We start from the raw sequence: 23,882 nt of genomic DNA, 5'->3' as shown, positions 1-23,882 counted from the left end.
TTTGCCTGTGCACCTCTCCGGCCTGTCCCCTGTCACGTCCCTTTCCCTCGGCGGGAAGCTGCTATAAAATCGGATCAGTTCAGGGGCTGACTCCACTCGCCCCAAACCCGATGCTAGTGCGGTGGAAATGAAACCGAATTTTGCCCTGTCCCTGTCGTTCGAAGGCATCCGCCTTCTGCATCGTGCCTTTCCCGGCTGGCACGATGTCGGTGAGGTATCGCTCGAGGCCGAGGATCTGCCCGCCGAACTCACCGCATTGCGGGAACGGGCACAGACGCTTACCGCATCGCCGATGATCTGCAAGCTGGTGATCCCGGACGCGCAGATCAAATACCTGACATTCGATGGCGAAGGGCTGACCGGCGACGCCCTGGAACAGGCCGTGCGCACCCATCTGGACGGCGCAACGCCCTATGCGCTCGACGATCTGGCCTATGACTGGTCCTTCGAGGCCGGGCAGGTCCACGTCGCCGCCGTGGCGCGCGAGACGCTGGCCGAGGCCGAAAGTTTCGCAACGCTGCACGGTTTCGCCCCGGTCAGCTTCGTGGCCCGCCCCGCGCAGGGCCGTTTCGTGGGCGAACCGTGGTTCGGGGAAACCGCGCAAGCCGCCCGACACCTCCCCGAGGGCGACACGCTCGAACGCGACACCGCCCCGGTCCGCATAATCGGCCCGGCCCCCGTGCCCGACGCCACGCAACAGACAGCCGCCGAAGACGAAACGCCCCCCACTGCCGAAACTCCGCCCGACCCCGAAACGCCCGCCGCAGCGCCGCCGCCGTCAGACGCCGATGACAACGCACCGGCAACCGCCGGGGATGACGCCCCCGACACCGGATCGCCGCAGGACGACACCCCCGCCCCCGACACGCCGGACGACACCCCGGCCACCGCCTTCCGCTCGATTCGCGCCAGCCGGGGCGATCCCCCGCCCTCGGCCCCCCGCCGCCTCGAAGGGGCCGCGCGCGGCTTCACCCCGGTTGCGCCCGGCACCGCCAACAGCGAGACCTCCGCCGCACCGCCGGTTACCGGCACACCGCAAGACGCCATGTCGGACGCCGCCGTGGCCGATCTCGCCGCCTCGCTCACCGCCACCGAAGCGGATGAAACACCCGACCGCGCATCGCCCGCCGAGGACGACTCCCCGGTTTCCGCCTTCTTCACCCGCCGCAGCGCGCGGATCGAGGCAACGGCCCCCACGCCCCCGCCTCCGGGCGACGAAAAACAGCGCATGACGGTCTTCGGCGCGCGCGAACCCGCCACCAATCGCGGCAGGTCACGCTATCTGGGCCTGATCCTGACCGCCATTCTGCTGCTGTTCCTGGTGGCCGTGGCCGCCTGGGCGTCGGTCTTTCTGGACGACGGCATCGCCAGCCTGTTCCGCAAGGACGACCAGCGCCAGATCGTCGCCACGCCCGATATCGACCTCCCCGAGGACGACCCCGAGGCACAGGCCGACGCCGCGCTCACACACCCCGACGACCAGCCCACAGAGCCGCCCGCCGAGGCCGAAGAGCCCGCCCCGCAAACCATCGCCGCCCCGGCGGACCTCTCCCCCGACGAGGTGCGCACACGCTATGCCGCCACCGGCATCTGGCAAATGGCTCCCGACGCCCCCACCGCGCCGGGCGTCCTGACGCTCGACGATTTCTACCAGACCTCGATCGACAGCCAGGTCAAATCCTCCGACGCGGTCGCCCTGCCCGACCCATCCCGCACACCCGCCGATACGCGCCCGGAAACCCCCGGCGATCCGCCCGCTGCGGGCACCCGTTTTCGCTTTGACGATCGCGGGCTGGTCGTGGCCACTCCGAACGGCGCGCTGACTCCGCAAGGCGTGCCCGTCTATGCCGGACGTCCCGCGCTGATCCCGCCGCAACTGCCCGACCGCCCCGAGGCCATCGTCACCGATCTGCCCAACGACGAGGTGCTGCACCTGATGGGCGTCCGCCCGCGCCTGCGCCCCGACACCCTGAGCGAACAGAACGAACGCGGCAGCCTTGGCCTTGGCGGGCGCACCCGCGTCGAACTGGCCGCCCTGCGCCCGCGCCTGCGCCCCGAAAGCGCACAAGAGGCCGCCATAGCCGCCGCTCAGGCCGCCGCGGCCGAAGCCACCGAAACAGCCGAAACAGCCGAAACAGCCGCCGCGACCGACCCCCAGGCCGTCGCCGCCGCCCTGGCCGAAGCCGTCCAGGCCCCCGATCCCTTTGCCTCGGCCACGGAACAGGCCGTCAGCGCCTCGCTCAAGCCCAATTCACGGCCGCGCAACTTCGACAAGGTCGTGGCCCGCACCACCCAGGCCGCCCGCGCCGCGCCGGTCAGCGCCTCGCAAAAGGTGACGCCGAACGCACCCACCACCACCACCGTGGCCCGTGCCGCCACCGACAAGAACGTGATCTCGATGCGGCAGGTGAACCTGATCGGCGTCTATGGCAGCCCGTCGAACCGCCGCGCGCTCGTCCGGCTGGCCAACGGACGCTATCAGAAGGTCAAGGTGGGCGACCGCCTCGATGGCGGACAGGTCGCCGCCATCGGCGACAGCGAGCTGCACTATCAGAAACGCGGGCGCAGCATCGTCCTGCGCATGCCGCGCGGCTGACGCCCCGATCCTGCGCACGCCACGCGCATCCCGACAACAATCCGGTGAAAAACACCTCCCCGCAACGGGGCTGCATTGCGGCTGTCACAGGCTCCGACTACGCTATGTTCAAGACCCCGACATATTTACACAGACAAGGCATGACTGCACATGGAAGGATTCCTGTTTCAGGCTTCGGTTTTTCTGGCCGCCGCGGTGATCGCGGTGCCGCTGGCCTCGCGGCTCGGTCTCGGCTCGGTGCTGGGTTATCTCGCCGCCGGAATCGTGATCGGGCCTGTGCTCGGGCTTGTCGTCGGGCACGAAACGCAGGAACTTCAGCATTTCGCCGAATTCGGCATTGTCATGATGCTGTTTCTCATCGGCCTCGAACTGGAACCCCGCGCCTTGTGGAACATGCGCCACCGCCTTCTGGGTCTGGGCGGGCTTCAGATCGCGCTGACGACACTGGCGGTCATGGCCGGTGCGATCTTCCTGGGTCAGCCTGCCAGCATCGCGCTGGCCATTGGCCTGATCTTCGCCCTGTCCTCGACGGCCATCGTGCTGCAAACCCTGTCGGAAAAGGGGCTGATGCAAACCGGCGGAGGGCGCTCGGCCTTCTCCGTGCTGCTGACACAGGACATCGCGGTGATCCCGATGCTCGCCCTGCTGCCGCTCCTGGCCCTGCCCAAACCGCCGGGCGTGGTGCTTGGCGAAACGCTGGAACGGATGAGCGCAACCACCGCCGCCGAAAACACCCCGCAACCCGCACACGAGGCCGCCGCATACTTCATCGGCAACCTTCCGGGCTGGGGCGTCACACTGGTGACGCTGGCCGCCGTGGCGGCGATCATCCTCGCCGGGTTCTACCTGATCAACCCGGTGTTCCGCTATATCCACACCGCCCGCCTGCGCGAGATGTATACCGCACTGGCCCTGCTCATCGTGATCGGCATTGCCTTCGTGATGACGCTGGTGGGGCTCTCGCCTGCGCTCGGTGCGTTTCTGGCGGGCGTGGTTCTGGCCAACTCCGAATTCCGCCACGAACTGGAAAGCGACATCGCCCCGTTCAAGGGCCTGTTGCTGGGCCTGTTCTTCATCACCGTGGGCGCGGGCATAAATTTCTCGGTTCTCGCCCGCGATACCTTTGCCGTGCTTGGCCTGGCAGCGGCGGTGATCCTGCTCAAGGGCACGGTGCTCTATGTGCTCGGGCGGGTCTTCGGCCTGCGCGGGCGCAGCCTCTGGCTTTTCACCCTGTCGCTGGCGCAGGCGGGTGAATTCGGCTTCGTGCTGATCTCGTTCTCGGCACAACAGAACGTCCTGCCCCCCGCGATGTCCGAGATGCTCTTGCTGGTCATCGCCCTGACCATGCTGATCACACCCTTGCTGTTCATCCTCTATGACTGGCTCTCCAGCCGGGTCGAAGACATCGTCGAACCGCAGGAGGCCGACCATATCGACCGGCAGGCGCCGGTCATCGTGGCGGGCATCGGCCGCTTCGGCCAGGTGGTCAACCGGCTGGTGCGCTCCAGCGGGTTCAACACCGTCTTGCTGGATCACGACCTTGCCGCGATCCAGCGAATGCGCCGTTTCGGCGTCAAGGGCTTCTTCGGCGATCCCACCCGGCCCGAATTGCTACGCGCCGCCGGTCTGGACAAGGCCCGCGTTCTGGTCGCCGCCCTCGACAACCCCGAGGCCACGACCCGCCTTGTCGCCTATGCCCGCCGCGAACGGCCCGATCTGCACATCATCGCCCGCGCCCGCGACCGCACCCATGTGTTCCGCCTCTACAAGGCCGGGGCAAATGACATCGTGCGCGAACTCTTCGACAGCTCTCTGCGCGCCGGACGTTACGTTCTCGAGAATATGGGCCTGACCGAATTCGAGGCCGCCGAACTCGAGAAAACCTTCTACCAGCACGACAGGCAATCGGTGCGCGATCTGGCGACGCTCTGGAATCCCGACATCCCGACAGTCGAAAACAAGGAATATATCGCCCGCGCCAAGGAACTGGAAAAAGAGCTTCAGACAATGCTTCTGTCACAGCTCGAAGAAACCGCGGCGGAGGTGCCGCGCTCGGGCACCGGCGGCTGAGGTGCGTCCATGACGGACGCAAGTCCGGTGAGACCCCCGGAGTTTCGTACAAAACGCGCGTACACTTCGTACGTTTCGTACAAAACTCAGCCGTCCGAAACCCCCGCCTCGGCAAAGGTCGCCATGCCCGAATGACAGGCCATCGCAGCTTTCAGGATGGCCATGGCCAGGACCCCGCCCGTGCCTTCCCCTAACCGCATCCCGAGCGACAGAATGGGGTTTTTATTCATTTCTTTCAACAACTTGGGATGCGCCACCTCGGCGCTGACATGACCCGCCACCGCATGATCCAACGCCCCCGGCTGTGCCCGCTCAAGGCAGGCCGCCGCCGACGTGCAAATAAAACCGTCCAAAATCAACGGGATACGCAACATTCTGGCGCGCACCATGGCCCCGGCCATCGCCGCCAACTCGCGTCCGCCAAGGCAGCGCAAAATCTCCAACCCATTGGTTTTACATTGTTTATTTACCTCGACCGCCTGCGCCACGACCTGCGCCTTATGGGTCAGGGCATCGCCCTCCATCCCGGTCCCGCGCCCCGTCCAGTCCCCCGCCGTTCCCCCGAACAACGCCAGCGAAATCGCTGAAGCACTGGTCGTATTGCCGATCCCCATTTCACCGACAACCAGTAAATCTGCTTTTGAATCAACAGCTTGCCACCCCACGTACAAGGCCTCCACCAGTTCGGCCTCGTCCATCGCGGGCCCTTGGGTAAAGTCTTCGGTCGGGGTTTCCAGCGCCAAGGCATGCACATCCATTGTCGCGCCAACGGTCTCGGCCAACTGATTCACAGCCGCCCCGCCCGCCTGAAAATTCGCCACCATCTGCACGGTCACTTCGGGCGGAAACGCACTGACTCCTTGGGCCGTAACCCCATGATTTCCCGCGAAAACTATGACCTGTGGCCGTTCGATCCGGGGCTTCGGATCACCCCGCCATCCGCAATACCACGCCGCCAGATCCTCCAACCGGCCAAGCGATCCGGGCGGCTTGGTCAACTGCCCGTCCCGCTCTCGCGCGGCGGCGCACGCCCCGGCATCCGATGCGGGAAGCCTTTGAAGAATATCAACAAATTCAGAAATCGTGGCAAAATCCTGCTGCATGTCGTACCTATTGCGTGCTAACCTTGCCACCATGTATCGCAGCCAAGGATTTGGGCGCAGCCGAAAAAGGCCACTGCAATGGCAAAAAACGACCAACCCCTTGTCATGGCTGAGGATTTTCCCCTCGCACTGGCCCTCCTGACCCGCCTGCCCATCCACGCAAGCCGCTTCGACCGCGGCGCCCGCGCCGCCTGGGCCTATCCGCTGGTCGGGGTAATGGTCGGCTCGCTGGCCGCAATGGCGGGCCTTATCGCTTTCTGGTTGGGGCTGCCGACCGCTGTTACAGCACTGATTTCACTGTCTTTTCTGACCGTCCTGACCGGCGCCATGCACGAAGACGGCCTTGCCGACAGCGCCGATGGCCTTTGGGGCGGATGGGATCGCGCCCGGCGGCTGGAGATCATGAAGGACAGCCATATCGGCAGCTATGGCGTTCTGGCCCTGCTGTTCAGCTTCACCGCCAGATGGGCCGCCCTGTGGACCTTGTTCAACAGTGGCGCAGGCCTTGCTTTTATTGGCATTCTGGCCGCGGCAACGCTATCACGCGCGCCCTTGCCAGCCCTCATGGCCACCCTGCCCAATGCCCGCAACGCCGGCCTGTCCCACGCCACCGGCCGCCCGTCCGCGCGCACGGCATGGCTGGCCATCGTCATTGCGACAGGGCTGGCGGTATTGCTGTTGGGATTCTCCGGGATCGGAGCAGTCGTCTGGGCCGGGCTAGCCGCGTTGAGCGTCGCCCTGATTGCCCGCGCCAAGATCGGCGGGCAAACCGGTGACATCCTGGGCGCCTGTCAGCAAGTCACGGAAATCACGGTACTTTTCACACTCATAACCTAAGTCGAAAAGAAAGGCCGCACCCTCATGGGTACGGCCGGTCATCAGTCGAATTGCGCCCGGATCAGGCCGCGCGCGACACCAGGACGTCGTCCACCTTCTTGGCGGCCTGCACCTCGTCACCGCCACTGACAGCGGCCACTTCGCGGGTCAGCCGCTCCAGCGCGGCTTCGTACAGTTGACGCTCGGAATAGCTTTGCTCGCGCTGATCGTCCGTGCGGTGCAGGTCGCGCACCACCTCGGCAATCGCGATCAGATCGCCCGAGTTGATCTTCTGTTCGTATTCCTGAGCCCGGCGCGACCACATCGCCCGTTTGACCTTGGCCTTGCCTTTCAGCGTGGTCATCGCCTTGGACACCACATCGGGGCTGGACAAAGAGCGCATCCCCACCTCAGTGGCCTTGTTGGTCGGCACGCGCAGGGTCATCTTGTCCTTCTCGAAGGATACGACAAACAGCTCGAGTGTGATGCCGGCAATTTCCTGCTCTTCGATCGAGACGATCTGGCCAACACCGTGGGCCGGATATACAACGTAGTCGTTGGGGCGAAATTCAAGCTTTTTCGCTTTGCTCATTCAGTTCTTCCTCACAGGGCTGCTGGCCAAAACTCGTCGCCTTGCTTCCAACGGCTAACCGACGAAATCTGGCCTCAAGCGCAAAAGTACCCACACACCCGGCAGCGCCGTGGGGAATGGATATCTGGCAGCGTTCTACATTTGTAACAATAATATAGCACAAAATACGTGCTTTCGGAAGTGGCACGCATTCATGAACCTGATTTTTAATTTTATATCAGGGCGTTACACCTATCTTCGCCCCGATATTTGATCAAAAATCCCCGCAGCTGCGCGAATCAGCCGCCTTCGCCCGGCGCTTCTGAAAAATACTTGTCCAGCTTGCCTTCTTCGCCGTCACGCTCTTCGGCCTCGGGCAACTGATCCTTCTTGGTGATGATCACCGGCCATGCTTCCGAGTACTTGCGGTTGAATTCGACCCATTGTTCCATATCCGGTTCGGTATCCGGACGGATGGCGTCGGCGGGACATTCGGGTTCGCACACGCCGCAGTCGATGCATTCATCGGGGTGGATCACCAGCATGTTCTCACCCTCGTAAAAACAATCCACGGGGCACACCTCGACACAATCGGTATATTTGCATGCGATGCAGTTATCCGTCACGACATAGGTCATTTCAGTCTCTCACCTTTACCGGTCTTGGCCTCACCTAATCCAGCCACGGGTATCAATCAAGCGTATCCGGACGGTTGAGATCGAGTTTGCGCCGATCCCGCTTGGTTGGACGACCTTTTCCTTCGTATTTCGGCGCAGATGGGACATTTGGCCGCTCTGCCGGGGGGCTCAGGTCTTCATAAAGCGCCTGCGCTTCAGCGGCCGGGCCGCGCCGCTCTCCGACGGCGACGATACGGATCACCCGCGTCGCACGCGCCTGCGGAAAGGTCAGCACATCGCCGGGCCCGACCGAATGGGCCGGTTTCGACACCTTGGCGCTGTTCACACGCACATGCCCGCCCGAAACCAGCTTGGCCGACAAACTGCGCGTTTTGAAAAAACGCGCCTGCCACAACCACTTATCCAGGCGGATCTTGGCGGGGGTGTCGTGCAAACCGAATACGGCCCCGGTTCAGCCCTTGTCCTTCAGCCCCATAAGGGCTGCGGCAAAGGGATTGTCCGGATCGATCTGGTCTTTCTTTTTCTGCGGTTTGGCCGAGAAGGTCTTGGGCCCCTGATCGCGGCGCTGCTTGCCCTTGAGTGGCTTTCCGCCCTTCCCCTTGGGCTTGTCGCCACTGCGTGGTTTGCCACGCCCCTGCGGTCGGCCACGCGCTGCGCGCCCGGCCCAGGTGAAGGTATAAAACACCTCGATGTCGGGCTCTGCGGGATCGGCAGCAGGCGTTTCGCCCGGCAGCACCTCGCCTTCCGTCGCAGCGGGAATATCAGCGGGTTGTTCGGTCTGTTCGACCGGCTCGGCAACGACAGGCGCCTCGCCCTCATCGGGGATATCTTCGACCCGTTCAGACGCTACCGGTTCGGCAGCTTCCTCGGCGGAGGCTTCGGCGACGGCCTGATCGACCGGCTTGACCTTTTCCCGCTCGCCCTTTTCGGCCTTGTAACCAAGACCCTGCATCAGATCGGCGAACTGTTCCAGAGTCATACCCGTGATCGACAGCATATCGGCGCTGGCCTCGAACCCGGCGCGGCTGTCCTCGTTGCGCAGCATATCGGCCAGCCGCTCCAGCATATCGATTCGGATCGCCCGCTCGCCGGCTGCGCGATAGCCCGCCATCGAGTGGTAACCACGCGGCAGCGCCGTGCCTGCGGGCACCGTCACCAACCCCGGTGGGGGGGCTTCGGGGAAGTCGGACAGGTCTTGCGCCAGCGACCACAACACCAGACGCAGGCGCGTCGGCGCAGGCTTGAGCAGCAACGGCATGAAAATGGTGAACTGTCCAAACCGCACACCGTGCTTGCGCAGCGCGCCGCGCGCATCCTGATCCAGTTCCTTGACGTTTTCGGCCACCTCGCCGCGCGGAATGATGCCGAAATTCTCAACCAGACGGAAGCCGAAACCACGCGCAAGGCCGGTCAGCGCTTCGTCGCGCTGGATGTTCAAAAGCGGTTCGAACAGGGTGGCGACCTTGCGGTCGATGAAGTGTTGCAGACGGCGCTGCACCTTCTGCGCGACGTCCGTACCGGCGGCTTCATCCACAAAGGCCTCGGCCTGCGGCTTGAGGGGATCAGCCCCCGCCACCAGCTTGCCCAAGGCCTGATCGCCCCACATCAGGCCACCTTGTTCGGTGAAGTCGATCTCGGTATCCGGCGCGTTATAGAACCGATCCGCCTTGAGATGGAAATGCGGCGCAAGCGCTTGCAGGCTGGCCTGTGCAATCGCCTTGGTCTCCTGCCCTGCCGACGCCTTGTCCTGCATGAAGCGGAACCCTTCCAGACGTCCGACGAACTCGCCCTCGACCGTCACATCACCGTTTTCGTTCACTTCGGCCACCATGGCCTCCTTCTGCTTGAGCCGGCGCAAAAGCACGGATGTGCGCCGGTCCACAAATCTCTGGGTCAGACGCTCGTGCAGCGCATCCGACAAGCGGTCTTCTACCGCGCGCGTCGCGCCGCGCCAATGCGTTTCGTCATCGACCCAGCCTTTTCGCTGCGCAACATACGTCCAAGTCCGGATATAGGCGAGATGTTTCGACAATGTGTCGATATCTCCATCGGTCCGGTCGATCCTCTTGACCTGCCGCGCCAGCCAATCGTCGGGTACCCGTCCATGTTCGTGCAGATCGCAATAGATGCGCTCCAGCAGCCCGGCATGTTCGGCGTGGCTGATACCCCGGAAATCGGGCACCCGGCAGACATCCCACAACAACCGTACCGAAGGCCCGTCACTGGCCCGCGTACGGACCTCAGCCACCTGCGCGAGGGTTTTCAGCGCCCCAAGGTCGTCGGCCTCGCGGGCGCGGGTCAGCCACTGATCGTCGGGCCTGGCCTCCAGCGCCTGAATGAGCGCATCGAGGTTTCCAAACGGCAAGTCGGAGTTGCGCCACTCCAGCTTGCGAATGGGGGTAAAGCGATGATCCATAATCGCCTGCGCCACTTCGCCGGACAACTCGGGCGCTTCACCGGTCACGCCAAACGTGCCGTGGCTCATCCCCCGTCCTGCACGGCCTGCGATCTGCGCCAGTTCATTGGGGGCCAAGGGGCGCATCCGGCGACCGTCGAACTTTGTCAGCGATGAAAACGCGACGTGGTCGATATCCAGATTCAGCCCCATACCGATGGCGTCTGTCGCCACCAGATAGTCCACATCGCCGTTTTGGTACAATTCCACCTGCGCATTGCGCGTTCGCGGGCTGAGCGCCCCCATAACCACTGCCGCACCCCCCTTTTGGCGGCGTAGCAGCTCGGCAATCGCGTATACATTATCAATTGAAAATCCGACAATCGCACTTCGCACAGGCATCTTACTTATCTTTTTTGAACCTGAATACGATAATTGCGACATACGCTCACGGCTCAGGAACTCGACCCCGGGCACCAGTGCGGCAATTGCCCCGCGCATGGTCTGACTGCCCAGAAACTGGGTCTCGCGCAGGCCCCGCATCCGCAACAGGCGGTCGGTGAAGACATGGCCGCGCTCGGGATCGGCGCAAAGCTGGATTTCGTCGATGGCCACGAAATCCGCGCCCAGACCTTCGGGCATCGCTTCGACCGTGCAAACCCAATATTGGGTGCGTTCGGGAACGATCCGCTCTTCCCCGGTAACAAGGGCAACCACCGATGGCCCGCGCAAGGCGACGATCTTGTCATAGACTTCGCGCGCCAAAAGGCGCAGCGGCAGGCCGATCACCCCCGTGCGATAGCCCAGCATCCGCTCGATCGCGAAATGGGTCTTGCCTGTATTCGTCGGCCCCAGAACCGCCAGGGTTCTTGACTGCTCGGCCATTGGCTTGCTCCGTTCCGGTCAGATCACAGCGCTGAGCCGTCCACCTGAGTGTCGAGTCGTTCCAGGGCCTTGGTTACGGCCTCGTGATGGGGATGTATAGCCAGAACACGGGCAAAGGCACGGTGGGCCAGATCGGGCTGGTTCAACTCTTCCAGAATGACACCCAGACCGTAAATCGCATTGAAATGGCGGGGGTTGAGCGCAAGCGCGTGTTCGACATCGGCAAGTGCCAGACCGTACCGGCCCACCCGCGAATAGGCGACAGAGCGCATATGCCACCCTTCGGCGAAATCCGGCGCATGGTCCGTCAGGGCGCTGAAATGCTCGATCGCAGCCTGCGAATCGCCCCCTTCCAAAGCATCGCGCCCACGCTCGAGCAGCAGGTCCATGGCAGGCGAGCCCGACTGCGACCACGCATGTTCGATATCGCGGGCCACCCGTCTGGCATCGTTGGGTTCGGCTTGCGAAAGGCGCTCGAACAGATCGTCGAGGCGTGACGTATCCTGCGCGGCGGCAGGTAGGGAATTCATGACTACTGCCAGAAATGCCGCGACGATACGATTGAGATGTCGATGTTTTGCGCTCATAACGACTCTAAATGTAGCGTTTACTGCCGGATTTCACACCCCCCGGCGCAACGAAAACAGAAGGATTACAAGGATGAGCGATATTATCGGCAGTGCCGTGACGGCCCTGAATGAAAAAATCAGCGGCGAGTTTGACGGAACGGCCAAATTCCAGATCGAAGGCGAAGGCGCGATCATGATCGATTCCGATGGCGCGCGCGCGGCGGACGAAGACGCGGACGTGACCCTGAGCGCCGATGCGGAAACCTTTCAGGCCATCCTCGAGGGCGATCTCGACCCGACAGCCGCCTTCATGTCGGGCAAGCTCAGCGTCGATGGCGACATGGGAATGGCCATGAAACTGGGCAGCATTCTGGCCTGATGGAAAACGCACCTTTCTTCGCGGATGTGGCTCATGGCCCCGACGATGGCGCGGCCTGGTGGCTGACCACCGAAGACGGCCTGCGCCTGCGTGTCGGCGCATGGGCGCGGGATGCGAAGAAAGGCACGGTGCTGCTGTTTCCCGGCCGCACCGAGTACATCGAAAAATATGGCCGCGCGGCGCAGGATTTCGCGCTGCGCGGCTATTCCACACTGGCGGTTGACTGGCGCGGTCAGGGGCTGGCCGACCGATTACTTGACGACACCATGTCTGGCCATGTTCTGAAATTCACCGATTATCAGCATGACGTGGCTGCCACCGTGGCTGCTGCAAAGGTGCTGAACCTGCCCCGCCCGTGGCACCTTCTGGGGCATTCGATGGGCGGTTGCATCGGCCTGCGTGCAATCATGGAAGGGTTGCCGGTACAAAGCTGCGTCTTTTCCGGGCCGATGTGGGGAATCCGCATGGCAAGTTCGCTGCGGCCCTTGGCGTGGTCGCTATCCTGGAGTGGCCGGCAACTGGGTATGGGGCATGTCTATGCGCCCGGAACGTCTCAGGACAACTATGTTCTGAGTGAACCGTTCGAGACCAACAAACTGACCTGCGACCGCGGCATGTACGATTACATGATCGACCAGGCCCGCGCCTATCCGCAACTGGGCCTTGGCGGTCCGAGCCTGCACTGGCTGCACGAAGCGCTGAAGGAAACCCGGTTGCTCGCCCGCCGCCCGTCGCCCGACATGCCCTGTCTGACCGTTCTGGGTACCGACGAGGATATTGTCGATGTCAATCGAATCCACGACCGGATGGAACGCTGGCCCCAGGGCAATCTGGAACTGATCAATGGCGGGCGACACGAAGTTCTGATGGACAGCGCCGCAATCCGCACACAGGTGTTCACCCGGATTTGCGATCACTACAGCCGCGCGGCAGGCGTGACGCCTGCTATGAATCCCGCGCGACCGAAAGCTGCTGTTGGCCCAATCCTTTGATTTCGGCCACCACCTCGTCGCCTTCCTTTAGAAAACGCTGCGGCGACATCCCCATCCCCACGCCCGGTGGAGTGCCGGTTGCGATCACGTCACCGGGCTGAAGGCTCATCAACTGACTCAGGTGGCAAATGATCTGCGGTACGGTAAAGATCATTGTTCCGCTGGTTCCGTTCTGCATCCGCTCGCCATTGACATCGAGCGTCATCTCGAGCGCATCCAGATCGCCGATCTCGTCCGGCGTAACCAGCCAAGGCCCGATGGGTCCGAACGTGTCGCAACTTTTGCCCTTGGTCCACTGACCCGACAAATCAATCTGGAAACTGCGCTCGGACACGTCATTGATCACACAATAGCCGGCCACATGGTTCAGGGCTTCGGCCTCGCTGACATATTTGGCAGGCTTGCCGATCACCACGCCCAGTTCCACCTCCCAATCGGTTTTTTCCGATCCACGGGGCAGCAAGATCGTGTCGTTCGGTCCGCAGATGGCCGAAGTGGCCTTCATGAAAACGATGGGATGATCGGGCGCGCTCATACCTGTTTCGGCGGCGTGGTCCGAATAGTTCAGTCCAATGCAAATGAACTTGCCCACCTGGCCCACCGGCGGGCCAAGGCGCGGCTCTCCTTCGACCAGCGGCAGACCCTTGGGATCGATACTGGGAAGTTTGGCAAGAACGGTCCCGGCAAGATCGGGTATAACGCCTGACAGGTCCCGCAAGCGGCCCTCGGCATCCAGCATACCGGGCCTTTCCCGCCCGGCCTCCCCATATCTGACGAACCGCATACCCTGTCCCCTTCGCTTGTTTCCGCGGCAGAATAACTGCTGACCGGGACGGTGCAAGGGGCCAGCAGGCCCATCCGCCGACCCAGGGGATTCCATACATTCCCGAACAAGCCTTGAGCCGTCCGGTGCGTGGGCATATGTGTTGGCGTAAATCAACGGAGGTTTCCTGCATGTTCCACCATCCCCAGCCCGCATATGACGCGAATGCCGGTTCCGGCGACGACAATCTGGGCCAACTTCCCGAGTGGGATCTGACGGACCTCTACGCCAGCCCCGACGCGCCCGAACTCAAGCGTGATCTGGATTGGCTGGAAAAAGCCTGTGCGGATTTTGCCAATGATTACGAGGGGAAGCTGGCCGATCTTGATGCGAATGGCCTGCTGGAGTGTATCAAGCGCGACGAGAAGATCAGCAACATCGCCGGGCGGATCATGTCCTTTGCCGGGCTGCGCTATCATCAGCAAACCACGGATGGAGAGCGGGCCAAGTTCCTGTCGGATTGTCAGGAAAAGATCACCAATTACACCACGCCTCTGGTGTTCTTCACGCTGGAACTGAACCGGCTGGAGGAAGAGGCGCTGGCAGCTATGTATGCAGAAAGCGCCGATCTGGCGCGTTACAAGCCGGTGCTGGATCGCATTCGCGCGATGAAACCCTATCAACTGTCTGACGAGCTTGAGAAATTCCTGCACGATCTGGGCGTGGTCGGCGATGCGTGGGAACGCCTGTTCGATGAAACCATCGCCGGTCTGAGCTTTACCGTCGATGGCGAGGACATGGGGATCGAGGCCACCCTGAACCTGTTGACCGAGCAGGACCGCAGCAAGCGCGAGGCCGCCGCACATGAACTGGCGCGTGTGTTCGGGCAGAACATCCGCACCTTCGCCCGCGTGCATAACACGTCCGCCAAGGAAAAAGAGGTGATCGACCGCTGGCGCGGCATGCCGACGCCGCAAACCGGGCGGCACCTGTCCAACGATGTGGAGCCCGAGGTGGTCGAGGCGCTGCGCGAGGCGGTGGTCGCGGCCTATCCGAAACTGAGCCATCGGTATTACGAACTCAAGCGTAAATGGCTGGGGCTGGACAGGATGCAGGTCTGGGATCGCAACGCGCCGCTGCCGATCGAGGACAGCAAGATCGTCGACTGGGACAGCGCCCGCGATATCGTGATGGAGGCTTATTCGGCCTTCGATCCGCGCATGGGCGACCTTGCAAATCCTTTCTTTTCAAATGGTTGGATTGATGCGGGTGTCAAGCCGGGCAAGGCGCCGGGGGCTTTTGCGCATCCTACGGTGACGGATGTGCACCCCTATGTGATGCTGAATTACCTGGGCAAGCCGCGCGATGTGATGACCCTGGCGCATGAGTTGGGCCACGGGGTGCATCAGGTGCTGGCCGCAGATCAGGGCGAGCTGCTGGCGAGCACGCCGCTGACGCTGGCGGAAACGGCCAGTGTGTTCGGCGAGATGCTGACCTTCCGCAAGATGCTGGACAAGGCGAAAACGGACACCGAGCGCAAGGTGCTGCTGGCGGGCAAGGTCGAGGACATGATCAACACCGTGGTCCGGCAGATCGCGTTCTACGATTTCGAATGCAAGCTGCACGCCGCCCGCCGGGGCGGAGAGCTGACTCCGAATGATATCAATGACTTGTGGATGTCCGTTCAAGCGGAATCGCTTGGGCCGGCATTCGAATTCATGGACGGGTACGAAACCTTCTGGGCCTATATTCCGCATTTCGTGCATTCGCCTTTCTATGTCTATGCCTATGCGTTCGGCGATGGTCTGGTGAATGCGCTTTATGCGGTTTACGAGGAAACCCCTGAAGGGTTCCAGGACAAGTATTTCGATATGCTCAAGGCCGGGGGATCGAAGCATCACAAGGAATTGCTGGCCCCGTTCGGGCTGGATGCAAGCGATCCGGCGTTCTGGGACAAGGGGCTGAGCATGATCTCAGGCCTGATCGACGAACTGGAGGCGATGGAGGGCTGAGCGCCTGCGCAAATCGTACAAAACGTACGAAGTGTACGCGCGTTTTGTACGAAACCCGGCCCTTTCCGCACCTGTTGCATCCATGATGGACGCAAGGGACGCAAATGGCTGGATCTCAGCCGCCCGGTGTCACTGGGCGGCTTCCGGGGTCAGGACCATGTAATCGTCGAATCCGTCGGCACCGGCACCGGCCTGAGAGATCATGTCGCGCAGCAGATTGACCGCCGCCGGGGCGGTGACGGGAACGAAATGGTTGTAGCCCTCGCCATCGGCCAGGGCGGTGAAATCGACGACCTTGACCTGAAGCCCCTTCACCTTGTCCGGGCCGTCAATCACGCCAAGACGAACCTTGCGGCCGGTCAGCCAGCCCGCGATGGACAACGCCCGGTCCTGCCGGGTGGTGAAAATCATGAAGGGTTGCGGCAGGCTGCCGATGGCCTCGGCCTGTTTGCGGAACAGTTCCGGGTCGATATCGGGCGACATCAGGACCACGCCGCTGATCCGGTTCAAAAGCGTATGGTCGCCCCGGATCGCGGCCTGCCGCAGGCTTTCCATCACCAGTTGCGAGCCCAAGGAATGGGCAAGGATGAACACCCTTTCGCCCGGCGCGGCGGCAAGGGCATCGAGAACCGACAGGAATTCGTCGCGCGCATAGAGCACGCTGTCGCGGTCATAGACATAACCGCGCGCGTCACCCGCCGAGGGCCACGAGAACAGAACCGAGGGCATCGCCAGATCGAAATCCGCCCGGATCTGCGCCAGCCGGTACATCGAATCGGACAGGGTGTTGTTATAACCGTGCACGAAGACCAGGGTCTGCTGCCCCGGATAGGCGCGGCGCACCTCGCGCACCAGGGCATCCTGCCCCGACAGGACATCGGTGTTCGTCACGATAAAATCGGTGGCGGCATCGGCGGTTTTGCCTGGCCATTCGATCTTGCCGATCTCATGGGATGGCGGCACGGAAATATCGGCACGGAAATATTTCAGCTCTTGCGCCCGCTGCATGCCAAAGGCCTGCCCCGTGGCGTCCAGCGGGCGCAGGGTGGCGACATGCACCGGCTCGATCCGGGCATCGGGATGAGGCACGCCGCGCTCGGCGGTGACGCGCGGCGCACAGGCGGCGAGCAGGACCACAACGAACAACATCGCCGCACGGCCCGGATGGGTTTTACTGAAACGAGTCACGCTACTTGTCCCATGAAAAAGCTTCTGCCGTATATCGGCAGAAGCTAAGGTGTTTCACACGTTTTGCGCAAGCCTTCAGGCCGCGGACATCATGCCCTTTTCGGCGGCCAGTTCGCGCATCCGCTTTTGCAGTTTTTCAAAGGCGCGCACCTCGATCTGGCGGATACGTTCGCGGCTGACATCGTATTGCCCGCTGAGATCTTCGAGCGTGATGTTCTTTTCGCTCAGGCGGCGCTGCGTGAGGATATCCTTTTCGCGGTCGTTCAGCACGTCCATCGCCTCGGCCAGCAATTCGCGGCGCGCTTCCAGCTCGTCGCGCTGTTCGTAATCGGTGGCCTGATCGGCGTCTTCGTCTTCCAGCCAGTCCACCCATTCCATCGTGCCTTCGCCTTCGGTGCCGATCTGCGCATTGAGCGAGGCATCCCCGCCCGACATGCGGCGGTTCATCGAGATCACCTCGTCCTCGGTCACGCCCAGATCATGCGCGATCCGCTGCACGTTCTCGGGGCGCAGATCGCCCTCTTCGAGTGCGCCGATGCGGGCCTTGGCCTTGCGCAGGTTGAAGAACAGCTTCTTCTGGGCGCTGGTGGTGCCCAGTTTGACCATCGACCAGCTGCGCAGGATGTATTCCTGAATGCTGGCGCGAATCCACCACATGGCATAGGTCGCCAGGCGGAAGCCTTTTTCCGGATCGAAGCGTTTGACCGCCTGCATCAGGCCGACATTGGCCTCGGAAATCACCTCGGCGGTGGGCAGGCCATAGCCGCGATAACCCATGGCGATCTTGGCCGCCAGGCGCAGGTGGCTGGTGACCATCTTATGCGCGGCCTCGGTGTCTTGTTTTTCGACCCAGCGTTTGGCCAGCATGTATTCCTCTTCCGGCTCCAGAAGAGGAAATTTACGAATCTCCTGCAAATAGCGGTTCAGGCCGCCTTCCGGCGTCGGGGCCGGCAGATTTGCGTAGTTACTCACCCTGTGTCCCTCCAATGTTTAGGGGCTTAACATCCAGATGGGAGCCCTGGATACCGGTTTCAAGGGGTCATGCCCCATGGATATTAACGCAATATTACGAAAATTCCGTCGTTTTATGACAAATGTGACAGGCCCTCACGCATCTGTGCGAGATGTGTCAGCCCCCAGACAGGTCAGCAAATGCGCCATATCGGCGGGCAAAGGGGCCTCGAACCGCAGGTTTTCGCCCAAAACGGGGTGATCGAAACCCAGAACGGCGGCGTGCAGGGCCTGTCGCGAAAACCCGCTGACGGCCTCCAGCGCGGAGGGCGGAAGCGCGCGGAGCGGCAATTTGCGCCGCCCGCCATAGACCGGATCGCCGATCAGCCCGTGCCCGGCATGGGCCATGTGCACCCTGATCTGGTGGGTGCGCCCGGTTTCCAGCCAGCATTCCACCAGCGATACCGCCGGGGGCGTGCCGAACGCCTGCATGACACGGGCGCGCGTCACCGCGTGACGCCCCCCGTCGAACACCACGGCCTGTTTCTGCCGGTCGGTGCGGTGACGCGCCAGCCCGGTGGTGATCTTCATGATGTTGCCCGATTCGAAACTGACGCCACGCATCCCGCGCAGGCGCGGATCGGAGGCATCGGGCACGCCATAGACCACCGCGCGGTAATAGCGTTCGACGCTGTGTTTTTCGAACTGCGCCGCCAGCCCGTGATGGGCACGATCCGATTTCGCCACGACCAGAAGGCCGGATGTGTCCTTGTCGATGCGATGCACGATTCCGGGGCGTTTGGCGCCGCCCACGCCCGACAGGCTGTCGCCGCAATGGTGCAGCAGCGCATTGACCAGCGTGCCGCCGGGGCTGCCGGGGGCGGGATGCACGACCATCCCGGCGGGTTTGTCGATGACGATCAGGTCGTCATCCTCGAACACCACGCTCAGGGCGATGTTCTCGGGGGCGATATGGCTGTCTTCGGCCTGCGGCACAGCGATGTCGATGCGGTCACCCCCGGCCACGCGGGCCTTGGGATCGGTCGCGGCGGCGCCGTTGACCTGCACCGCGCCCTCGGCGATCAGCCGGGCCAGACGGGTGCGCGACAGGGCGGCCTCCTCTGGCACATCGCGCGCCAAGGCCTTATCAAGGCGCGGTGGCGGATCGGCGGCGATCCGGAAGGAAACAAGGGTGGACCCCATGGAAAACAGCCCCGAGCCTCGGCCGGAGGTCGATCCGGCGATGATACGTTATCTGCGCCTGCTGGTGACGATCCTGACAGGCACGATGATTGCGGGCCTTCTAGTCATCATCTTCCTGTTTGTCACGCGTCTGGGCGATCGGCCCGCCGCGCCGCCCATGCTGCCCGACACGATCGCCCTGCCCGACGGGGCAAAGGCCACGGCCTTTACCCAAGGAGGCGACTGGTACGCCGTGGTGACCGGGGACGACCGCATCCTGATCTATGACCGCGCCGGTGGAACCTTGCGGCAGGTGGTCGATATCGAGTGAAGGATGGTACCGCCTCCCCGGCTCGAACGGGGGACCTCTTGATCCACAATCAAGCGCTCTAACCTACTGAGCTAAGGCGGCACTGACGCGCGATGTAACTTTACCGCCGCGCGATTGCAAGCCTCTTACAGCGCGATTTCCCAGCTTTGTTCAACCAAATCGCAGCCGAAGGAATGCACGGGCCGGGACGAGACCAGGGTGAACCCCGCGGCGCGGTAAAGCGCACAGGCCGCGCGGTGGCTTTCATGGGTCCAGAGTTGCAGGCGGCGATACCCGGCGCTGCGGGCAAAATCCAGACAGGTGTCCAGCAGGCGGCGGCCAAGCCCCTGCCCGCGGCAGTCGGGCAGGACGAGAAACAGGCGCAGCCTGGCGGTGTCGCCGTCCAGCCGGACGCAGAAGATGCAGCCGACGGACCTGCCCCGGTGTTCGGCGATCCAGCCCTGTTCGCAATCGGGAGTGTGGCTGGCGAAGAAATCCTCGACGATCCCGGCCACCAGGGGCCCGAAACTGTCGTCGAACCCGTCATTGGCGGCATAGAGCGCCTGATGCTGCGCAACGATCCAGGGCGCGTCATCGGGGCGGACGGGGCGTAGGGGTATCTCACTCATGCCAGCCAGCAAAGCGCGATCCGGCTTGCCAATCAAGCGCGAAACGGGTACCTGCACATCGCTCAAGCAGGAGGCCGGAATGGGCATCAACACCGAACGCGACATCGAGGCGAATCTACAGATCGGGCCGACCGATCAGGGCATGGTGCGGCTGTTCGTCGAGGCCAGTGGCGTTGAAATCCCCATGGATTTCACCCCCGAGGAAGCCGAGGAAATCGCCGCCGAGATATCTGCGGCGGCCAAAGCGGCACGCGCTAAGGGCTGAGCGCCCCCGGATCGCGCAGGCCCTGCAACCGCAGCGCCGCGTGGCGGGCGAACCGGCGGGTCAGCGCGATGCGCCGCGCGCCCGCAAGCCGGGTTTCGGGGGCCATGCGCAGGATTTCGGCATCATAGCCATCGGCGACGATCAGGCCTGTTCCCTCGGGCAGGAGGTCGGTCGGGAAAGTTTCGTCCACCGCCCAGAAATACCGGTCACACCAGTTCAGGTAGCCCTGCCATTTGGTGTCCGAGGTATAGTCGGCGCGTGAGGATTTGCACTCGATCACCCAGAGATCGCCCTTGGGGCCAAGGACCATCACGTCCACGCGCTTGCCCCGTTCGGGGGTGAATTCCTCGATACAGGCGAAATCGTGCCCCAGCAGATGCCGACACACGCCCCGCGCCAGAATCTGGCCGGGGTGCAACGTGGGATCGGGCAGAAGGGTCATGCCAAAATGATGAACAAATAGTGAACAAAGTCAAGGCCGCTTTTGGGCTGAATGGCAACCGAACCGAAGGCGCCGCCGGATCGCGTGTTTCCCTGCGCGGCCCGCTTTGGGGTGCATTCCGATTTTGACACGTTCCCCTTGTTCGGGGGGCGGCAAAGCCCTAGGTAGAACTGTGGCGGGTGCTGCCCTTCTCGTGAACGGTTGCATTCCGGTGGCCTTAAGCAATTCCGAGGGAGTTGGCTCTGGCCAGGCCCTGGTCTGGTTACCTCCGACGCCCACCTGTATATACAGGTCCTCGGGAATGAGAGAACCAAACGGCTGCGTGCGGGCCCGCCACTTTTCAATTCCGCAAATGAGAACGGACCGCAGGATACATGCGGTCCGTTTTCATGATTGAAATTCCGGTGCCGGTGTCAGCGCTTGCCGAACAGATTCTGGCGGCCTTCGTCGACGCGCACGGGAATGGTGGCATGATCGGGGCGCATCACGTGCTGACGCAGCCCGCCGCGTGGTTCGTCATCGTCGTCATCCTTGAGGCGCATCACGGCGATCCCGAACTGCACCCCGGCAAAGATGATGCCGTTGGAAATCCACAGGATCAGAACCGCGAGCCAGCCCTTGTCGGAGGTGCTGACCAGGTGCCACAGGTTGGCGATATCGAACCAGAGGAGCATGGCCACGAACGCCGCCGCAATCCCGAAGCCGATGACGACATGGGTGATATAGAGGCGGATGAGTTTGGGCATGGCAGCGACTCCCCTTGTTTTCTTCGTTTTCTTCCTTTGCAGCATAGCATGTAATCACGCCTGCCCTCAAGGCAAGAGCCCCGGCCCGCCCCGCGACCCGCTGTCGCCCACCCGCAGCCTGCCTGCAAAACGGGCAGTGCGCGAGGCCGGTGCCTAGCCGGCAATCGCGCGGTCGATGGCTCCGGCGAGAATATCGGCGATCTGCCCGATCTGGTCGTCGGTCACGATGAAAGGCGGGGCCAGCAGGATGTGGTCGCCGCGCTGCCCGTCGATGGTGCCGCCCATCGGGTAACACATCAACCCGTCCTGCATCGCGTTGGCCTTGATCCGCTTGTGCAGGTCGAGGGCGGGATCGAAGGGCTCTTTCGTCGCGCGATCCGCCACCAGTTCGATGCCCCGGAACAGGCCCCTGCCCCGGATATCGCCGACATGCGGGTGCTGGCCCAGCCTGTCATGCAGGGCGGAGTGCAACAGATCGCCCGCACGGGCCACGCGCGGCAGGGTCTGACCGTCTGTCAGCCGGGTCAGCACCGCCAGCGCGGCGGCCATCGCCATCGGGTGGCCGATATAGGTATGCCCGTGCTGGAAAAAGCCGGAACCGTCGCGGATCGCATCATAGATGCGTGCCGAGCACAGCATCGCGCCCACGGGCTGATATCCCGCGCCGAGGCCCTTGGCGATGGTCACGATATCGGGCGCGATGCCGTCCTGTTCGCAGGCGAACAGCGTGCCGGTACGGCCCATGCCGCACATCACCTCGTCGAGGATCAAAAGGATGCCGTGGCGGTCGCAGATGTCACGGATGCGCCTGAAATACCCCGGAACAGCGGGAACCGCCCCGGCGGTGGCGCCGACCACCGGTTCGGCGATGAAGGCCATGACGGTCCCGGGGCCGAGGCGCTGGATTTCGGTTTCCAATTCATCGGCAACGCGCAGGCCATAAGCCTCTTGGGTCTCACCGTCCTGCCGGTCACGGTATGCGTAGCAGGGCGAAATATGGCTGGTTTCGACCATCAGGTCGGAAAACGGCGCGCGCCGCCACATGTTGCCCCCCGCAGCCAGCGCGCCGAGCGTATTGCCGTGATAGCTTTGCCGCCGGGCGATGATGCGGTGGCGCGTGGGCTGGCCGGTTTCGAGGAAATACTGCCGCGCGAGCTTGATCGCGGCCTCCACCGCCTCGGACCCGCCGGACACGGGATACATGCGGGCAATGCCATCGGGGGCATGGTGCACAAGCAGTTCGGCCAGCGATTCGGCGGCCTGGCTGGTGAAGAATCCGGTATGGGCAAAGGGCAGCCTGTCGAGTTGGTCGCGGATCGCATCCCTGACCGCCGCATCGGAATGGCCAAGGCAGGACACCGCCGCGCCGCCACAGGCGTCGAGGTATTTTTTCCCATCCGTATCAACCAGATAGCACCCGTTGCCGGTATCGGCCACGGGCAGGTTTGCAGTGCAGGAGCGGTGGAACAGTGCGGACATCTTGGATCGCCTTTGTTGCGGGTCGGAACGCGACATTGTGCAACAAGGTTTGCATTTGGATTTCGCTTATGCAAATATTTTTGCATTGTGCAGCAATAAAGCACGATGAATTTGCAACAACCTCAGCCACAGACAGGGAACTGACATGAAAACCATTGTGAAATTCGCCGCGGCCGCCGCCATCGCATTCGGGGCAAGCACGGCACAGGCCGACGAGATCGTCGTCGCCACCGACACGGCCTTCGTTCCGTTCGAGTTCAAGCAGGACGGCGAATATACCGGGTTCGATATCGAGATGTGGAAGGCCATCGCCGAAGAGCTGGGCATGGGCTACGAACTGCGCCCGATGGATTTCTCGGGGATCATTCCGGCGTTGCAGACCGGGCAGGTGGATGTGGCACTGGCGGGAATCACCATCAAGCCCGAGCGCGAGGAGGTCATCGACTTTTCCGACGGCTATTATGACAGCGGTTTCCGCCTGATGGTGCCCGCCGACAGCGATGTGGCGAACTGGGACGATCTGGCCGGCAAGACGCTGGCGGTGAAAACCGGCACCTCGGCCTCGGACTGGGCCGAGGAAAACCTGCCCGACACCGAGCTGCGCAAGTTCCCCAATATCGACAACGCCTATCTGGAACTGCGCACCGGCCGCGTGGATGCGGCCATGCATGACACGCCCAACGTGCTCTACTACATCGCCACCGCGGGCGGCGGGCAGGTCAAGGCCGTGGGCGATCAGCAGATGGCGCACCAGTACGGTATCGGCTTTCCCAAGGGCAGCGAACTGGTCGGCCCGGTGAACGAAGCGCTGGCCAAGATGCGCGAAGACGGTCGCTATGATGCGATCTACTCCAAGTGGTTCGGCTCGTCGAACTGAACCGCCCGGCCGGGTCACCCCTTC

Annotated in this window: 23 protein-coding genes and 1 tRNA gene; 9 read left to right on the top strand and 15 right to left on the bottom strand. The window is 62.9% G+C overall.

All coding sequences use genetic code 11. From position 1 onward, the window contains the following. Positions 1–127: 127 nt before the first annotated feature. Together BUB53_RS10935 and BUB53_RS10930 are read left to right on the top strand one after the other, a co-directional pair. Complete coding sequence (locus BUB53_RS10935; protein ID WP_073034800.1) at positions 128–2,596, top strand: hypothetical protein; 2,469 nt, start codon at positions 128–130, stop codon at positions 2,594–2,596. A gap of 150 nt (positions 2,597–2,746) precedes the next feature. Further along, positions 2,747–4,666 (top strand): cation:proton antiporter domain-containing protein, encoded by a 1,920-nt coding sequence (locus BUB53_RS10930; RefSeq protein ID WP_073034799.1) that lies wholly within the window; start codon positions 2,747–2,749, stop codon positions 4,664–4,666. 86 nt (positions 4,667–4,752) lie between these two features. Here BUB53_RS10930 and cobT read toward each other — a convergent pair whose 3' ends face one another. Beyond that, positions 4,753–5,769, bottom strand: coding sequence for a nicotinate-nucleotide--dimethylbenzimidazole phosphoribosyltransferase (cobT, locus tag BUB53_RS10925; protein WP_073034798.1), 1,017 nt, complete (start codon positions 5,767–5,769; stop codon positions 4,753–4,755). Positions 5,770–5,847: 78 nt separating this feature from the next. Here cobT and cobS point away from each other — a divergent pair, with 78 nt between their 5' ends. Continuing rightward, a complete protein-coding gene (gene cobS / locus BUB53_RS10920; protein WP_073034797.1) occupies positions 5,848–6,606 on the top strand; it encodes an adenosylcobinamide-GDP ribazoletransferase in 759 nt (252 codons plus the stop codon). Positions 6,607–6,667: 61 nt separating this feature from the next. Here the strand turns inward: cobS and BUB53_RS10915 are convergent, their stop codons facing one another. The 5 genes from BUB53_RS10915 to BUB53_RS10895 all read right to left on the bottom strand — a co-directional run bounded on the left by BUB53_RS10915 (position 6,668) and on the right by BUB53_RS10895 (position 11,604). Further along, positions 6,668–7,177, bottom strand: a complete 510-nt coding sequence (locus BUB53_RS10915; RefSeq protein WP_073034796.1) for a CarD family transcriptional regulator — start codon at positions 7,175–7,177, stop codon at positions 6,668–6,670. Positions 7,178–7,455: 278 nt separating this feature from the next. Further along, on the bottom strand, positions 7,456–7,794 hold the full coding sequence (fdxA, locus tag BUB53_RS10910; RefSeq protein ID WP_073034795.1) for a ferredoxin FdxA: 339 nt from the start codon (positions 7,792–7,794) through the stop codon (positions 7,456–7,458). Between the two features lie 52 nt (positions 7,795–7,846). Next, on the bottom strand, positions 7,847–8,227 hold the full coding sequence (locus BUB53_RS10905) for an RNA-binding S4 domain-containing protein (RefSeq protein ID WP_073034794.1): 381 nt from the start codon (positions 8,225–8,227) through the stop codon (positions 7,847–7,849). A gap of 18 nt (positions 8,228–8,245) precedes the next feature. Further along, positions 8,246–11,074: a helicase-related protein gene (locus tag BUB53_RS10900; protein ID WP_073034793.1), complete on the bottom strand. Its 2,829-nt coding sequence runs from the start codon at positions 11,072–11,074 to the stop codon at positions 8,246–8,248. Between the two features lie 23 nt (positions 11,075–11,097). After that, complete coding sequence (locus BUB53_RS10895) at positions 11,098–11,604, bottom strand: tetratricopeptide repeat protein (protein ID WP_229709532.1); 507 nt, start codon at positions 11,602–11,604, stop codon at positions 11,098–11,100. Positions 11,605–11,734: 130 nt separating this feature from the next. Between BUB53_RS10895 and BUB53_RS10890 the strand changes: the two genes are divergently transcribed. Together BUB53_RS10890 and BUB53_RS10885 are read left to right on the top strand one after the other, a co-directional pair. After that, positions 11,735–12,022, top strand: coding sequence for an SCP2 sterol-binding domain-containing protein (locus tag BUB53_RS10890; RefSeq protein WP_073034791.1), 288 nt, complete (start codon positions 11,735–11,737; stop codon positions 12,020–12,022). Next, positions 12,022–13,014 carry an alpha/beta fold hydrolase gene (locus tag BUB53_RS10885; protein WP_073034790.1) on the top strand — a complete coding sequence of 331 codons (993 nt, stop codon included), beginning with the start codon at positions 12,022–12,024 and terminating at the stop codon, positions 13,012–13,014. Before BUB53_RS10890 ends, BUB53_RS10885 begins: the two co-directional genes overlap by 1 nt. On the opposite strand, the gene BUB53_RS10880 is transcribed toward BUB53_RS10885, so the two are convergent. Continuing rightward, positions 12,968–13,798: a fumarylacetoacetate hydrolase family protein gene (locus BUB53_RS10880; protein ID WP_073034789.1), complete on the bottom strand. Its 831-nt coding sequence runs from the start codon at positions 13,796–13,798 to the stop codon at positions 12,968–12,970. The two genes, BUB53_RS10885 and BUB53_RS10880, sit on opposite strands and share 47 nt — an antisense overlap. Before the next feature lie 170 nt (positions 13,799–13,968). Between BUB53_RS10880 and BUB53_RS10875 the strand changes: the two genes are divergently transcribed. After that, positions 13,969–15,789 carry a M3 family oligoendopeptidase gene (locus BUB53_RS10875; protein ID WP_073034788.1) on the top strand — a complete coding sequence of 607 codons (1,821 nt, stop codon included), beginning with the start codon at positions 13,969–13,971 and terminating at the stop codon, positions 15,787–15,789. A gap of 129 nt (positions 15,790–15,918) precedes the next feature. Here the strand turns inward: BUB53_RS10875 and BUB53_RS10870 are convergent, their stop codons facing one another. The 3 genes from BUB53_RS10870 to BUB53_RS10860 form a co-directional block, all read right to left on the bottom strand. Next, positions 15,919–16,977: an alpha/beta hydrolase gene (locus tag BUB53_RS10870; RefSeq protein WP_229709531.1), complete on the bottom strand. Its 1,059-nt coding sequence runs from the start codon at positions 16,975–16,977 to the stop codon at positions 15,919–15,921. Positions 16,978–17,052: 75 nt separating this feature from the next. Continuing rightward, positions 17,053–17,949, bottom strand: a complete 897-nt coding sequence (rpoH, locus tag BUB53_RS10865) for an RNA polymerase sigma factor RpoH (protein WP_073034786.1) — start codon at positions 17,947–17,949, stop codon at positions 17,053–17,055. A 135-nt stretch (positions 17,950–18,084) separates the two neighbouring features. Beyond that, entirely contained in the window at positions 18,085–19,131 is a 1,047-nt protein-coding gene (locus BUB53_RS10860; RefSeq protein WP_073034785.1) for an RluA family pseudouridine synthase, read from the bottom strand. Here BUB53_RS10860 and BUB53_RS10855 point away from each other — a divergent pair. Further along, positions 19,130–19,441, top strand: coding sequence for a DUF6476 family protein (locus BUB53_RS10855; protein ID WP_073034784.1), 312 nt, complete (start codon positions 19,130–19,132; stop codon positions 19,439–19,441). The genes BUB53_RS10860 and BUB53_RS10855 overlap by 2 nt on opposite strands. 4 nt (positions 19,442–19,445) lie before the next feature. On the opposite strand, the gene BUB53_RS10850 is transcribed toward BUB53_RS10855, so the two are convergent. After that, positions 19,446–19,522, bottom strand: a tRNA-His gene (locus tag BUB53_RS10850). Positions 19,523–19,566: 44 nt separating this feature from the next. Continuing rightward, the gene (locus tag BUB53_RS10845) at positions 19,567–20,049 is read right to left on the bottom strand and encodes a GNAT family N-acetyltransferase (protein ID WP_073034783.1); all 483 of its coding nucleotides are present in this window, start codon (positions 20,047–20,049) and stop codon (positions 19,567–19,569) included. Between the two features lie 79 nt (positions 20,050–20,128). Between BUB53_RS10845 and BUB53_RS10840 the strand changes: the two genes are divergently transcribed. After that, complete coding sequence (locus BUB53_RS10840) at positions 20,129–20,314, top strand: DUF6324 family protein (RefSeq protein WP_073034919.1); 186 nt, start codon at positions 20,129–20,131, stop codon at positions 20,312–20,314. Here the strand turns inward: BUB53_RS10840 and BUB53_RS10835 are convergent. The 3 genes from BUB53_RS10835 to BUB53_RS10825 form a co-directional block, all read right to left on the bottom strand. Further along, on the bottom strand, positions 20,304–20,756 hold the full coding sequence (locus BUB53_RS10835) for an MmcB family DNA repair protein (RefSeq protein ID WP_073034782.1): 453 nt from the start codon (positions 20,754–20,756) through the stop codon (positions 20,304–20,306). The genes BUB53_RS10840 and BUB53_RS10835 overlap by 11 nt on opposite strands. 413 nt (positions 20,757–21,169) lie before the next feature. Beyond that, positions 21,170–21,502 carry a hypothetical protein gene (locus BUB53_RS10830; protein ID WP_073034781.1) on the bottom strand — a complete coding sequence of 111 codons (333 nt, stop codon included), beginning with the start codon at positions 21,500–21,502 and terminating at the stop codon, positions 21,170–21,172. Between the two features lie 153 nt (positions 21,503–21,655). Next, positions 21,656–22,981 (bottom strand): aspartate aminotransferase family protein, encoded by a 1,326-nt coding sequence (locus BUB53_RS10825; RefSeq protein WP_073034918.1) that lies wholly within the window; start codon positions 22,979–22,981, stop codon positions 21,656–21,658. Positions 22,982–23,126: 145 nt separating this feature from the next. Between BUB53_RS10825 and glnH the strand changes: the two genes are divergently transcribed. Next, positions 23,127–23,858, top strand: coding sequence for a glutamine ABC transporter substrate-binding protein GlnH (gene glnH, locus BUB53_RS10820; RefSeq protein WP_073034780.1), 732 nt, complete (start codon positions 23,127–23,129; stop codon positions 23,856–23,858). Positions 23,859–23,882 lie beyond the last annotated feature (24 nt).

This window comes from Roseovarius pacificus (genome assembly GCF_900142665.1).
Taxonomy (GTDB): domain Bacteria; phylum Pseudomonadota; class Alphaproteobacteria; order Rhodobacterales; family Rhodobacteraceae; genus Roseovarius; species Roseovarius pacificus.
This window is presented reverse-complemented; position numbering and strand designations above follow the sequence as displayed.

Coding starts and splice junctions, on each gene's coding strand:
- BUB53_RS10935 (WP_073034800.1), top strand. CDS start 128: ATGAAACCGAATTTTGCCCTGTCCCTGTCGTTCGAAGGCATCCGCCTT.
- BUB53_RS10930 (WP_073034799.1), top strand. CDS start 2,747: ATGGAAGGATTCCTGTTTCAGGCTTCGGTTTTTCTGGCCGCCGCGGTG.
- cobT (WP_073034798.1), bottom strand. CDS start 5,769: ATGCAGCAGGATTTTGCCACGATTTCTGAATTTGTTGATATTCTTCAA.
- cobS (WP_073034797.1), top strand. CDS start 5,848: ATGGCAAAAAACGACCAACCCCTTGTCATGGCTGAGGATTTTCCCCTC.
- BUB53_RS10915 (WP_073034796.1), bottom strand. CDS start 7,177: ATGAGCAAAGCGAAAAAGCTTGAATTTCGCCCCAACGACTACGTTGTA.
- fdxA (WP_073034795.1), bottom strand. CDS start 7,794: ATGACCTATGTCGTGACGGATAACTGCATCGCATGCAAATATACCGAT.
- BUB53_RS10900 (WP_073034793.1), bottom strand. CDS start 11,074: ATGGCCGAGCAGTCAAGAACCCTGGCGGTTCTGGGGCCGACGAATACA.
- BUB53_RS10895 (WP_229709532.1), bottom strand. CDS start 11,604: ATGAATTCCCTACCTGCCGCCGCGCAGGATACGTCACGCCTCGACGAT.
- BUB53_RS10890 (WP_073034791.1), top strand. CDS start 11,735: ATGAGCGATATTATCGGCAGTGCCGTGACGGCCCTGAATGAAAAAATC.
- BUB53_RS10885 (WP_073034790.1), top strand. CDS start 12,022: ATGGAAAACGCACCTTTCTTCGCGGATGTGGCTCATGGCCCCGACGAT.
- BUB53_RS10880 (WP_073034789.1), bottom strand. CDS start 13,798: ATGCGGTTCGTCAGATATGGGGAGGCCGGGCGGGAAAGGCCCGGTATG.
- BUB53_RS10875 (WP_073034788.1), top strand. CDS start 13,969: ATGTTCCACCATCCCCAGCCCGCATATGACGCGAATGCCGGTTCCGGC.
- BUB53_RS10855 (WP_073034784.1), top strand. CDS start 19,130: ATGGAAAACAGCCCCGAGCCTCGGCCGGAGGTCGATCCGGCGATGATA.
- BUB53_RS10860 (WP_073034785.1), bottom strand. CDS start 19,131: ATGGGGTCCACCCTTGTTTCCTTCCGGATCGCCGCCGATCCGCCACCG.
- BUB53_RS10845 (WP_073034783.1), bottom strand. CDS start 20,049: ATGAGTGAGATACCCCTACGCCCCGTCCGCCCCGATGACGCGCCCTGG.
- BUB53_RS10840 (WP_073034919.1), top strand. CDS start 20,129: ATGGGCATCAACACCGAACGCGACATCGAGGCGAATCTACAGATCGGG.
- BUB53_RS10835 (WP_073034782.1), bottom strand. CDS start 20,756: ATGACCCTTCTGCCCGATCCCACGTTGCACCCCGGCCAGATTCTGGCG.
- BUB53_RS10830 (WP_073034781.1), bottom strand. CDS start 21,502: ATGCCCAAACTCATCCGCCTCTATATCACCCATGTCGTCATCGGCTTC.
- BUB53_RS10825 (WP_073034918.1), bottom strand. CDS start 22,981: ATGTCCGCACTGTTCCACCGCTCCTGCACTGCAAACCTGCCCGTGGCC.
- glnH (WP_073034780.1), top strand. CDS start 23,127: ATGAAAACCATTGTGAAATTCGCCGCGGCCGCCGCCATCGCATTCGGG.